The organism is Streptomyces sp. A012304 (assembly GCF_026008495.1).
In the GTDB taxonomy this organism is placed as follows: Bacteria; Actinomycetota; Actinomycetes; order Streptomycetales; family Streptomycetaceae; genus Streptomyces.
This window is the reverse complement of sequence record NZ_BQUN01000100.1, coordinates 52,689-64,294: the sequence shown is the minus strand read 5'-3', so window position 1 is coordinate 64,294 and position 11,606 is coordinate 52,689. Positions and strand designations below refer to the sequence as shown.

Annotated in this window: 10 protein-coding genes and 5 pseudogenes; 5 read left to right on the top strand and 10 right to left on the bottom strand. The window is 70.0% G+C overall.

Going from position 1 to position 11,606, the window contains the following annotated elements; genetic code table 11:
* Positions 1–99 precede the first annotated feature (99 nt).
* Together tpg and ALMP_RS25645 are read right to left on the bottom strand one after the other, a co-directional pair.
* The gene (gene tpg / locus ALMP_RS25650) at positions 100–714 is read right to left on the bottom strand and encodes a telomere-protecting terminal protein Tpg (RefSeq protein WP_264932211.1); all 615 of its coding nucleotides are present in this window, start codon (positions 712–714) and stop codon (positions 100–102) included.
* 178 nt (positions 715–892) lie between these two features.
* A pseudogene (locus tag ALMP_RS25645) lies at positions 893–2,098 on the bottom strand (hypothetical protein); the annotation flags it as partial.
* Between ALMP_RS25645 and ALMP_RS25640 the strand changes: the two are divergent.
* Positions 2,077–2,466, top strand: a complete 390-nt coding sequence (locus ALMP_RS25640) for a hypothetical protein (RefSeq protein WP_264932210.1) — start codon at positions 2,077–2,079, stop codon at positions 2,464–2,466. The pseudogene ALMP_RS25645 and the gene ALMP_RS25640 overlap by 22 nt on opposite strands.
* On the opposite strand, the pseudogene ALMP_RS25635 reads toward ALMP_RS25640, so the two are convergent.
* Positions 2,419–2,676: pseudogene (locus ALMP_RS25635) on the bottom strand (transposase family protein); the annotation flags it as partial. The gene ALMP_RS25640 and the pseudogene ALMP_RS25635 sit on opposite strands and share 48 nt — an antisense overlap.
* Before the next feature lie 56 nt (positions 2,677–2,732).
* Here ALMP_RS25635 and ALMP_RS25630 point away from each other — a divergent pair.
* Positions 2,733–3,160 (top strand): annotated as a pseudogene (locus ALMP_RS25630) (tyrosine-type recombinase/integrase); the annotation flags it as partial.
* 272 nt (positions 3,161–3,432) lie between these two features.
* On the opposite strand, the pseudogene ALMP_RS25625 reads toward ALMP_RS25630, so the two are convergent.
* Positions 3,433–3,572, bottom strand: a pseudogene (locus tag ALMP_RS25625) (transposase); the annotation flags it as partial.
* 209 nt (positions 3,573–3,781) lie between these two features.
* A complete protein-coding gene (locus ALMP_RS25620; protein ID WP_264932208.1) occupies positions 3,782–4,729 on the bottom strand; it encodes a hypothetical protein in 948 nt (315 codons plus the stop codon).
* Between the two features lie 301 nt (positions 4,730–5,030).
* Between ALMP_RS25620 and ALMP_RS25615 the strand changes: the two genes are divergently transcribed.
* Positions 5,031–5,420, top strand: a complete 390-nt coding sequence (locus ALMP_RS25615; protein WP_264932206.1) for a hypothetical protein — start codon at positions 5,031–5,033, stop codon at positions 5,418–5,420.
* A 186-nt stretch (positions 5,421–5,606) separates the two neighbouring features.
* Here ALMP_RS25615 and ALMP_RS25610 read toward each other — a convergent pair whose 3' ends face one another.
* The 5 genes and pseudogenes from ALMP_RS25610 to ALMP_RS25590 form a co-directional block, all read right to left on the bottom strand.
* Positions 5,607–8,261 carry a glycosyl hydrolase gene (locus ALMP_RS25610; RefSeq protein WP_264932204.1) on the bottom strand — a complete coding sequence of 885 codons (2,655 nt, stop codon included), beginning with the start codon at positions 8,259–8,261 and terminating at the stop codon, positions 5,607–5,609.
* Between the two features lie 151 nt (positions 8,262–8,412).
* A complete protein-coding gene (locus tag ALMP_RS25605) occupies positions 8,413–9,162 on the bottom strand; it encodes a transposase (RefSeq protein ID WP_264932202.1) in 750 nt (249 codons plus the stop codon).
* A 158-nt stretch (positions 9,163–9,320) separates the two neighbouring features.
* A pseudogene (locus ALMP_RS25600) lies at positions 9,321–9,553 on the bottom strand (transposase family protein); the annotation flags it as partial.
* 61 nt (positions 9,554–9,614) lie between these two features.
* Entirely contained in the window at positions 9,615–9,956 is a 342-nt protein-coding gene (locus tag ALMP_RS25595; protein WP_264932200.1) for a hypothetical protein, read from the bottom strand.
* On the bottom strand, positions 9,956–10,780 hold the full coding sequence (locus tag ALMP_RS25590) for a glycosyltransferase (protein WP_264932198.1): 825 nt from the start codon (positions 10,778–10,780) through the stop codon (positions 9,956–9,958). Before ALMP_RS25590 ends, ALMP_RS25595 begins: the two co-directional genes overlap by 1 nt.
* A gap of 45 nt (positions 10,781–10,825) precedes the next feature.
* Between ALMP_RS25590 and ALMP_RS25585 the strand changes: the two genes are divergently transcribed.
* The gene (locus ALMP_RS25585; protein WP_264932196.1) at positions 10,826–11,185 is read left to right on the top strand and encodes a hypothetical protein; all 360 of its coding nucleotides are present in this window, start codon (positions 10,826–10,828) and stop codon (positions 11,183–11,185) included.
* Positions 11,186–11,283: 98 nt separating this feature from the next.
* Positions 11,284–11,577, top strand: a complete 294-nt coding sequence (locus ALMP_RS25580) for a hypothetical protein (protein ID WP_264932194.1) — start codon at positions 11,284–11,286, stop codon at positions 11,575–11,577.
* Positions 11,578–11,606: the final 29 nt, after the last annotated feature.

Sequence of the window (11,606 nt, the reverse complement as noted above, 5' to 3'; positions counted from 1 at the left end):
CGGCGCCGCACCTCCCAGGTGACAACAAGACTGCCTATGTGACAACTACCGTGCTTCGGCTCATTGAGTCGGTAGCTGGGACCGTTGATGGAGATGCATTCAGTAGTCGAGATCCAGGTAGTCGATGTCGTTGATTTCCACATCCGACAGTCCCATGGCACGGGCTCCGCCGTCCTGGAAATAGACCTCCTTGAATCCTTCGGCGATGATTCCGCGCATCTGCTGGTCGGTTGCCCCCGCGTCGCGGGCGTCGAAGAGGCGCTGCGCGTACTGCGGGGGCAGGTGCACGGTGAGGCTGCGGAAGCGGCCGTCGTCGGTCGTGCCGACCGGCGCGGTGTAGCCGAACCGGGCCCGGGTCTCCACGGTGATCCCGGTGCTGGTGGCCGCCTGCTTCTGCCGGCGCTTGCGCACCAGCGGCTGCCACCGCTGTCGTACGGCGTCGTCGATCTTCGCGGCGACGTCGGCGCGGGCGTGCTTGCGGGCGCCGCGGCGGTACCTGTTCACGGAGTCGGCGGTGACGCCGATCTCCTGGGCGACGGCCTTCGCGCTGCCGAACTGCTTGATCAGGAAGCCGATCTGCCCCTTGAGGGCCTTGGGCGACTCCTTGGTGAACGCCTCCCGGTCGGCCCGCTCGATGGCGTTCTCGATCTCGCCTGCCCTGGCCGTCGGGGTCGACCAGGTGGATCCAGGTCTCGCGCGTCTCGCGCAGGTCATGCCGCCACAGCTCGAACCGCGGCGAGGCCCGGACGTGCAGGGAGAACTGCAGGGCCTCCATGCGCGCCTCCAGGCGGTCCAGCGTCCGCTCCCGCTCCGCGCCGGCCTCCAGCGACGGCGCGGAGCTTGGGGCGGATCCGCCCCAAGCAGCGGACCGGGCGGCGCCGGTGGCCACGGCCTACTCGCCCTCGTCCAGGACGGCGTCGCCGCCCTTGATGTGGCGGGCCGGGTTGAGGCCCTTCTCCATCAGCTCCACCGCCCACAGCATCGACTGGACGCCCTCCAGCTTCGCCAGGCCCGGCGTCGGCCCGAGGCGGAAGCCGCCCGGCTGCGGCTTGCCCGAGGCCGCGTAGGGGAGGAAGTCCAGCGGGCTCGCGCCCGGCGACGGGTGGACGACACAGTCGGACAGCACGGCGAGCGGGAACAGCCCGGTCATCTTCGCCATGTTGTTCAGCTTGCGGTGCATGTTGACCCGAGCCTTGCTGATGACGGCAGCGGTGTTGAGGTCCAGGACGACCGCGAAGGGCAGCAGGCACTCCTCATCGCTGAGCGAGTCCACCGACCGCACCCACTGGTACGCCTCCTCGTTGAGGAACCCGCCGGTCCAGCCGGACTGAACGACGACCGGGTGCTCCGGGGTGGCCTCCGGCGGCGCCGGGTCCATCGGCTCCGTCCCCAGGGACCCCGGGTTGTAGCCGGAGACCCAGTTGCCGGTCTCCTCATCGCGCTCCGGCTTCGTCGGCGGGCGCAGCGCCGTCATCAGCTCCAGACCGGACACGGCCGTCGACCCGCGCGGGGTGATGACCCGCTGGGCGTAGACGCCGAGGACGCGGGCGATGTCGGCCGGCTCCATCTCCGTAACGCCGGGCCAGGCCCGTTCATCAAGGGCGTCCCAGGACAGGATCGCCAGCTGCACGCACTGCCGCTCACGCCCCTGCGCCTTGCGGTAGATCCTTGCCCAGGGGCCGAACCCGCGCTGGGTGAGCCGCCACTTCGCCTTCACCACCTGCTTGACGACCGGGTGGTCCTCGGGCAGGCGCAGGGAGCGGCGCTGCTCGTGGCCCTCCAGGCGCTCGGGCAGCCCGAGCTTCACGGCGGCCGCGGCGGTGAGGACGATCAGCGGGTCGCGCAGCGTCCACTCCACCAGCTCCACGATCGTGGTCGCCGGGCAGTCCAGCACGATCCCGTCGACGCCGTACGCGGAGCCGTCGCCGTCCAGCACGGCGAGCGGGCCGTGCGGGAAGCGCGGGTCGGCCGCGGGCGCGGTGGCCTGCTTCGCCGCCGGACGCCGCGACGTCGCCGGGCGCGCGGCCGGACGGGCGGGGCGCTCGGGCGCGGCCAGGGCGACCGGAGCCTGAACCGGTGCGGTGGCGGCCTGCGCCGGCCGACGACGATCTGCGCTTCTGGCTGCCGATCATCGTTCCGCTCGCCGCGTTCAGCTTCACCACGATGTCCAGCACGTCCTGGTGGTGGAGCACCGACGACCGTCCGTTCCTCATGGGCCGCACCCGCTGGCGATTCATGATGGTCTTCGTCGTCGCCCTGTCCTGGATGGCCGGCTTCTTCGGCTCCGCGCACCAGGACGTCGTCGCCGTGCTGCTGACCGTCATGGTCACGACCATCGGCATCGCGGGCCTGTGGCTCCTGCCGCCGGCCCTGTCGCCGCGACTGCTCGACACCGTGCGCCCGAAGAAGTCGCCGACAGGACTTCAGCCTCGCGACGCTTCGTTCGACTGGCGCTCGCGCTGGTGACAGGGATCGGTTGATCGTCCGCTGGGTCGGGGTGAGTTCCTGGTGCGGGAGCCGTCTGATCGGCGTGGTCACCCAGGGGCCGGCGCCGATGTAGGCGCGGTCGGCGAGGACGGGAACGCCTTGGCGTTCGCAGATCCGGACGATGCGGTGGGTGCGGGCCGCGGTCAGATCATGGGTGCGGCCCGGCAGTGCGGGCGAGAACCACAGCAGGCCACTCTGAAAACGCTCAGTCAGCGGTCCCTTGTCGGGGTCTTCGCCCTGCCAGCGACGACGATCCCAAGAGCCGCCGTCGCCGCGCCGCCCCGCTGCCCGCTCTGTGCATCGCGCCCCTGCGCTGGCACCGCATGCGGCAGGCGGACGCTCGCGCCAGGGCGGGGGAGAGGTGGCAGGAGTCGGACTACGTCTTCGCCACCCGCACCGGCCGCCCGGTCGAGCCGCGCAACCTCTACCGCTCCTTCACTCGCGTCGCCCAGTCCGCCGGCCTCCGCGTGATCCGGCTGCACGACGCCCGGCACGGCACCGCGACCCTCCTCACCGCGGCCGGGGTCGCTCCCCGCGTCGTGATGGAGATCCTGGGCCACTCCCAGATCAGCATCACCATGGACGTCTACACGCACGTCGTGCAGGACACCCAGCGCGGGGCCATGAGCCACATGGACGGCTACTGCGGAAGAAGCGCCCCGGTCGCGGGTGACCGCCCCCGTTGATGTCAGAAGTAGATGTCAAAGGCCCCGGACCATGATCGGTCCGGGGCCTTTTGCCTGGTGCCCCCGGCGGGATTCGAACCTGCGCCACCCGCTTTAGGAGTTTTCCCTGGGTGGTGCTGTGACCTGCGGAAACGTCAGTCTCGGGGTGCCTGGCCTGGGAAAACACCCCTCCGTGGTTCTCGCGTGTTCACGGGACTTCCCGTCCTTGTATGTGCTGAATCCGTTCTGCGCGGCACTGCCTTGTGGGCATCGACTGGTCGCGCAGATAGCGCCACTGACAGCCCGTCCGGTTCTGATAGAAGATCGCGCTCACGACCTCCCGGAGATCACAGGTCCCGGGGTCTCCCGTCGCCGACCGCCTCACACGGTCCTGTTTCCAGCCGTGATCATCGGCTCGATCTACGCCCACTGCTCGTCCGATAAGTCGCTCGGATACGGTCTTCGCCTTATGCCTCGCACTCAACAACGTGACAACGCCGTGCGCAGGGCGACAGGCATGCCGGCCGGTGATGGATGCCGGAAAGCCGCATGCGGGAGAACCGCACGTACGGTTTGCAGCGGCGGGACTGGACACGCAGCGGCGGCCACCGCGCCAGTCCCCGACGCCACTAGGCTCGGTTTTGGGCAAGCGCCGGGTTCTGGGTGGGGGTGTCGGTCGGGACCGGGACGTCCTTCCCGGCGTTCTCCGGCGCGCCGAACCAGGCGACCGCGACTGCGCCCGAGACCGCCAGGACGAAGCCGGTCACCGCCAGCCAGGCGAAGCCGGGGCGTGCGGCGTCCCCCAGCCACCAGACGCCGATCATGCCGGGCAGCACGGTCTCGCCGACCACCAGCGCCGCCGTCGCCCCGTTCACCGAGCCGATCTGCAGCGCCACGGTGTGCAGGTACATGCCGCCGATTCCGGCGACCAGAATGGCGTATAGAGCCGGGTCGGTGAGCAGCGTGCCCAAATCGAACGGATCGATCCCGTTCAGCACTCGCACACCCACGCCGAGGGCGCCGAAGCCGAGACCGGAGAGCAGACCGGCCAGGATCGCGGCCCGAGCGCCGAGCAGCCGGACCAGGACCGTGCCGCCCGCCATCAGCAGCAGTGAGATCGTGAGCAGCCACCAGTGGGTGGTGAGCGGTGTGTGCCCGCTGCCCTCAGGGCCCGCCGCGCTCGCGAGCAGCACCAGAGCCGAGCAGACGACTGCGATCGAGGTCCACTCCGCCCGGGTCAGCCGGATGCCGAGCAGCTTGACGCTCAGCACGGCCGTGATGATGAGGTTGGCACTGATGACCGTCTGGGAGAGGAACAGCGGCAGCAGACGGGCGGCGAGCGCGCCGAGCCCGAAGCCGACAAAGTCCAGGACCGTGCCGACGATGAATTCCCAGGTCATCGCGGCCTGGGCGGTGGAGGAGAAACTGGGGCCGCCATGCGCGGTGACCTGTCCGTTGGTGTGCCCGGCGGCGGCCGCCTCGCGGCGGGCCGACTTGCGGGAGCCGACGGCCTGGAGGACGGAGCCCGTGCCGTAACAAATCGACGCCGCAACGGCGGTCAGGAGTCCTATGAGCACCGAGCACTCCGTTCAGGGGGTGGTTCCTGGCTGTTCTCCCTGCCAGACGTGGAATCGACCGCCCGCGTTGCGCGGACCGGGTCTACGTCGAGATGGACGTGAAGAAGGCCGTCCGGCATCCCGCCGGGGACGCGGCGTACCGATCAAGCGGTTCGGATCGACCATCACTACCGGCTGGAAGCCGTAGGAAACCTCCCCGCCAGGGAAATGATCCGAGGACGGCTCAAGTCTGGTGTCATGGACAGGGGAAGGTACGGCCCCGACGGTGGAGGGAACTCCACAAGGCGGGATCATCAGCCCCTTGCTGCTGTCGAATCTCCGACCCAGGGACTTGCTTGAGCCGTGTGCGGTGAAGATCGCATGCGCGGTTCTGAGGGGGCGACTGTGCTCCTCCAGCCACACGGGTCCGCAGCACTGGGAACGACGAGACCTCGCCGAGCGCCGTCACCCGGTCCCTACGGCCCACGGCCTGCTCATCGCGGGCCTCGACGACCAGAACAGTGTCGTTGTCCCACGCTTCAGGCGCATCGAGCGGCAGCAGCATCCGGTAGCCGGCGCCTTCGGCGACGGTCTGCGTGATCCGGTACGCATCCACAGAGGAGGCGACATCCTGCCCGTCGACCTCGACGACCGCCGCCTCGCCAGGGGAAGCCGCGACGCACACGGCGAACGTCGGCGGGCATATCACTGATGCCCGCGACCCTGAGTGCGCGGAGCGCACGGCCACGCGTCGAAAGGCTGGGGAGGAGGTCAAACGGTCATCTGGTTGGTCCATCGGACCGCAGGCCCCTCTCCCCGCCTCCCCTGCCTCCCCGCCTCCGCATGTCAGGTCGTGCTGCTCCGGCTCACGTCACCGTGACCGCCGTACGTCGGAGGATCACCGCAGACGCCGTACATCGATGGACCAGATCCCGCGTCCGTGCGTGGCTGCGTACAGGTGCCCGTCCGGACCGGTCTTGAGCTGGAGCACGGCGGTGGTCGGCAGGTTGGTGCCAGCCACCTTCCAGCCGGACGACTTCGGTGTGCGGACCAGTACGCCGAGGTCCGTGCCCAGGGCGATCGTGCCGTTCTTCAGCAGGACCACCGAGTTGGCGGGCACGTCCGGCAGGTTGCCGGAGATGTCCGTCCAGGTGACGCCGCCGTCCTTGGTCTCGAAGAGGTGGCCGACGCCCGCGCCGGGGCCCTCCGTCCACTTGCGGGAGAAGCCGTTGACGGCGAGCAGGACGTGGTCGGCGTCGGCCGGGTCGACGGCGAGACCGGACAGGTAGCGGTTGGGCACCGTGCTCTCGGCCGGCAGGTTCAGATCGCGCCAGCCGGTGCCGTCGGCGTTGCCGACCGCGACGCCCCGGGCGAAGCCCTGGTTGTTGCAGGGGCCGCACCAGGCCGCGTACACCTTGCCGCCGGAGGACGCGACCGCCGTGGCGGCGCGGCCCTCGCCCAGGTCGAAGGCCTTGAACCACTCGCTGCCGCTGCGGATCCCGTAGCCCTTGGTGTTGATCCAGATGTGGCGGCCGCCCGCGACCCAGGTGTTCTTGTCCTTGATGTCGGCGCTCAGCGGCGCGATGAACCGCGCCTCGGCCGTCTCGTTGTCAGGCGGCGCGACCGAGTACGACGTGGCCTTCGACGGGTCGTCGATCCATCTGCCGTCGTTCACCGCGCAGTTCTGCGTGACGGACACCGAGAGATAGACGTACTCCTCGGCGATGTTGCACCCGTTGTCCGGGTCGGTGATCGTGTCGCCGCCGTCACCGCCGAAGTTGGAGCCCATCACGCGGTCGCCGGGCCGCAGCATGGACTGGCCGTTGTCCTGCAGGCCGCCGGTGACGGCGATGCCGCGCCTGTCCGGGTCGATGCCGACGCCCACCGAGTAGTACTGCAGGGCGTCCATCGTGCCGTCGTTCAGCGACGTCCAGTCGGTGGCGTGACCGTCGGCGTTCGCGCTGCCGTCGACCGGGCGCCGGTAGACGCCGCCGTCGTTGCCGACGAGGACGTACGGCTTGCCGTAGTAGCTGCCGATCGCCACCGCGTGCTGGTCGGGGTGCGTGGTCTGCGGGCAGTCGCCGGACTGCTTGGCCGGGTCGATGGACCAGCAGCCGAAGCCGAAGTTCCAGTACGGGCCGGGGACGGTCCAGGTCTTGCCGCCGTCCTTGGTCTCGAAGACCTCCTCCAGACCGGCGTACACATGGTCGGGGTTCTTCGGGTCGACGGTGAGGAACTGGTTGTACCAGGCCTGGATGCCGGGCTGGTAGCCGTCGCCGGTGAGCGCCGAGCCGGAGTCGCGCAGCTGCTTGTAGTCGGCGATCTTCGTCCACTTGCCGGTCGGCGAGCCGGACTTGGAGACGTAGATGCCCGCGAGGCCGCTGTCCGGGTTGGTCGCCATCTGCTGCGGCGACTGGTCGATGGCGTAGTACCGCGACCCGTCCGCGCTGCGCGCGAAGCTGACGTTGCCGACGTCCTCCGCGTTGGTCGGCAGCTCACCGAGGTCGGTCAGCCGCTCCCAGCCGTTACGGCCCTTGGTGTAGAAGCCGTTGTAGGTGTCGCCGCTGCGCCAGCCGATGGCGAGAACGACCTTGTTCGGGTCCTTGGGATCGATCGCGATGTCGCTCGCGATGTTCTTGTACGCGGCACTCTCGTCGTCGTCCTTCGGGCCGCCCGGCAGATAGTCCGGGTTGGGCGCGAACTCCAGCTTCCACGGGCCCTTGAGCGTCTTGGTGCTGTGGCTCCACACGCCCCGCGTGGTCGCCGCCCACACCTTGTCGCCGCCGAACCGCAGCGCGTTGATGGACGTCGACTCCAGCTCGTCGCCACCGACCCGGTCACGCCGGCTGAACTTGCCGTGGCGCGGGTCCTTCAGGACGTAGACGCCGGTGCCGAGGAAGGCGGTCGCGCTGGTGTTGGCCTCTCCGGTGGCGTACCAGAGGCGGCCGCGCGGATCGAGCTGGAGATCGCCGGTGGACAGGGCGGGCAGCTCGTCGGAGATGTTCGTCCAGTGGCCGCCGCCGGACCGCGACCGGAACACACCGCCGTTGGCCGAGCCCGCGTACACATTGCCGCGGTCGTCGGCCGCCATGCCGGTCACCCGGCCGGTCACCTTGCCCGCGCCGCCGCTGGAGTTGGAGTTGATGTCCCGGTAGCGGGGGTCGTCGGCGTCGTACGGCAGCCGGGTGTTGTTGCGCCAAACTCCCTTGGTGCTGGGCAGTTTCAGCATTTCGCCGTACGCCGCCCCGAACGCGCCCGGCGCCACGATGCCGCCCGGCGCGGTGCGGGCCTGGGCGTACTCCTCTGCCCGCGCGGCGATGTGCTCGTTCTCCTCGCCGCCGTCTCCTGGTTCCTCTTCCCCTGGTTCCTCCTCCGCCGAAAGCGACAGGCCCCCCTGCTGTTCATGCAGGTGGGCCCGTTCGTCCAGGACACGGACGCCGAACGGATCGTCGCCGCCGGGTGCCGCCTGGGCCTGAGTGACCGTCAGGCCCAGCGCGGCGGAGGTGGCGAGTACCGCCCATCTGCGTCTCGCTCGCCGACCGCTGACTGCCATGAAGTGCCTCCCCTAAGAAGCGCGTGATGCACATGACACTTGCTGTGAAACAGCTTTGATCAAAGGGAAGTTGCAGGGGAGCTGAAAATGGCAATCAGTTGTAAAAGAATCTTCAGCGGCGCAGCGCCGGACAGCCAGGCAATGAGCTCTTTCAGCGTTGCCTCTCCAGGGTGAGGACGGCGGCTGCGATGGCGGTCATCCGGTTGGGACTGCAGCGAGCTCTACGGAAGATGCGCCATGACTTCAGTCGCGCGATGCTTCGTTCGACGGGTGCGCGTGCCGCCGACAGGGCCCGGTTGATCGTTCGCTGCGTCGCGGTGAGGTCTTGGTGCGGAAGGCGTCTGATTGGTGTGGTCACCCAGGAGCCGGCGCCGATGTAGGCGCGGTCGGCGAGGACGGGCACGCCTTGGCGTTCGCAGATCCGGATGATGCGGTGGGTGCGGGCTGCGGTCAGGTCGTGGGTGCGGCCCGGCAGGGCCGGCGAGATCCACAGTAGGTTGCCCGCGGGATCGGCGATGACCTGTACGTTCACGCCGTGGCGGCGGTGTTTCTGGGAGAAGTCGGCCCGGCTGTCGCCGACCCGGTCGCACTCGGCGAGCGTTCCGTCGAGCAGGACGTGATCGGGATCGGCTTCCCGCAGGACCCGCAGTAGGCCAGGCGCCCGGCGTGCGAGGTGGCCGACGACGGCGGTGACGTAGGCGTGGGCGGTGCCGACGGATATTCCGAACCCGGCGGCGATCTGCGTGAGCGGGTCGTGTCGGCGGAGGTAGATCAGGGCGACGAGGGCACGCTGGTGCGGCCGGAGCTTGCAGCGGCGGTCACCCTCACGGGTGACGATGAGCATGGTTACCCACTCGACCAGGGCGTGAGGCACGTCGAGTGAGGCAGGATAGGGAACCAACGAGGCTCCTGCGCTGATGAGTTGAGACGTCGAACACCTCTCTCAACGGCACAGGAGCTTCGTGCGTTGCGGGACGCCGGCCGGCCACCCGATCAGCGGTCACTCTGAAAGAGCTCAATGAATCCTTCTCGGTAACTTGTCATGACGGTTCGTGATCTTCAGGCTGTGCGGTCATGTTCCAACGGCAGGAGGACGAGGGCGGCTCGGGCAATGCGGGTGATGGCCGATGGGTCGAGGCTGACCTGCGCAGGGCCTTGAAGGTGACCTCAAGCAGGGCGTTGGCGCGCTCGGCGACCGGGTGAACGCCGCGGATCACGGCGTTGAACGCCTTGTTGGGTTCGGTGAGTTCGCCGCTCTTGGGCTTCTTGACCGGGTGGCGGAGGCCGTCGCCGTTCGGCTGGGCGGTCCCCGTCACGGGGTTGTCGGTCCCCAGCGGTCGGCGGGGACCGTGATCACGGTCCCCATTGCGGTCCCTTGGTGTAACGGTCCCCTCTTGGGGGCCGGTCCCCAATTCCACGGCGTTGGCCTGCGGGTTTCCACCGGATGTGGAAACGGGGACCGTGACTTTTGGTGTGCTCGTGCCACGGCCCGTCGCTCACCGCGTCCGGGACGATGCCGAGCGCACGGCAGGCGGTCTGCACCTGGTGGCGCCGGTCGGCATCAACGTGGCCGGGGAAGTGGAAGGCCAGGTGGAACCGCTCGATCCCGAGCGTGCGGTAGTGGGTGACCCACGCGGTGAGCAGGGCAGGTTCGACAGGCCCGACCACGGCGATCAGTGAGGGCAGGACGGACATCAGCACTCCTTCGGCTCGGTGAGGAAGGCGGTCTGTTCGGCGGCCGTGGGCACGCCGAGGTCGGCGGCCGCGCACGCGGCGGGCCTCGGCAGCGGGGACCAGGCCAGGTCACGCAGGGCGTCGGCCAGGGCGGTGCCGTCCCCGGCGGGGAAGAGGCGCACCCAGTCCTGCCCTCCGAGGACCTTGGTCAGGTGCGGGTCGTGGTCGGAGACGATCAGGGAGACGCCCAGGCGTACGGCGTCGACGACCAGCCCGGATTCCTTGGCCACCCCGCTCTGGCGGGAGACCAGGGCCGCGTCGGCGGCCGCGTACGCCTGCCGGACCGCCGTCTCGGGGACGGGTCCGGGGCGGGTGTGCAGGTGGACGTGCGGCCGGGCCGCCCACGTCTTGAGCAGGTTGTGGGTGGCCGGGCCGCCGATGACGAGCACGTGCACGGGGACGTCGAGATGGGCGAGGGCGGCGTCGACGACGTCGGGGTCCTTGTAGGGCCACCAGCCGCCGACCAGGCACACGGCCGCCTCGTGGGGCGGGATGCCGAAGGCCTCCCGGGCCCGTCGGCGGTCGGTGTCGGTGAGTCGGTCTGCGGGGTCGGCGACCGCGAACGGCCGTACCTGAAGCGGCTGGTGGGGGAAGCGGACCGCCAGGTCCTCGCGTACGGCGTCGGTGGGGGCGAGCACCCTGACCCGGCGCTCGCCCCGGCGGGTCAGGCGTCCGAGGACACGGAGGGCGGTGTCCTCCGTGGTGACCAACTCGTGCACGAAGCGGACGTGGTCCCCGCCCAGCAGCCCGGCGGTGCCGTGCAGGGCCTCGCTCGCACTGAGCACCACCACCGTGCCCGCACTGCCGGTGAGGCGGCGGCCGGCAGCAACGTGCAGATCCCGGAAGAGACGCTCCTCGCCGGTGTCCAGGAAACCGCCGCCGCCTCCACCGACCCCCGCCAGCCGCTGCGCCTGGTCATCAACCGGCCCGAGCCCGGCGCCTGGCACGGACGCCTCGACGTCCTCGAAGCGCTGGAGGACGCGGGCTGGACCGCCGATCCAGGGTACCCGCTGAGCATCCTGCGCCACCCGTCCGGCGCTGTCTGGGCCGTGACCAACGAGGGCGGCGATTCTGGACTCACCTGTCCCAACGGCTCGAACCCTGACTTCCCGTCGGACACTCCGTCCATCGTCGTCATCGCCGCCTGCCTCGCCGCCACACACACCTCCGTGCTCAGCGAGGCCAGGTAATCGACGAACTCGCCGAGCGGCGACGCAGCGCCCAGGCGGCCCACCGCCGGCCCGCCCGGGGGACCGGCCCGACGCCACCGGCCGAACCGCCCGCCTGGGTGCGGACCTTCGTCATCCCCCGTGACGCCTGCGAGCCGTGCACCCGGCACCACCACCGCTGCCACGGCGTCAACGTCCTCCTGGACCCCACGCCGGACTGCCCGTGCGACTGCGGCGACTCGCGTAACCCCCTGCTCCTCAACGCCCGGGCCTGGGCCGTCCTCGCCTTGTACGCCCCCGACCAGGTGTGGGTGGCCGCCATGTTCGAGCGACAGCGCGCTGCCGGCATCCACCAGTGCACCTGGCGGCGGGACAGCAGCGGGCTGCGCGCTGACGACACGACGAGCCGCTGAACCGGGGCGGGCGCCGTCCGGGACAGCCC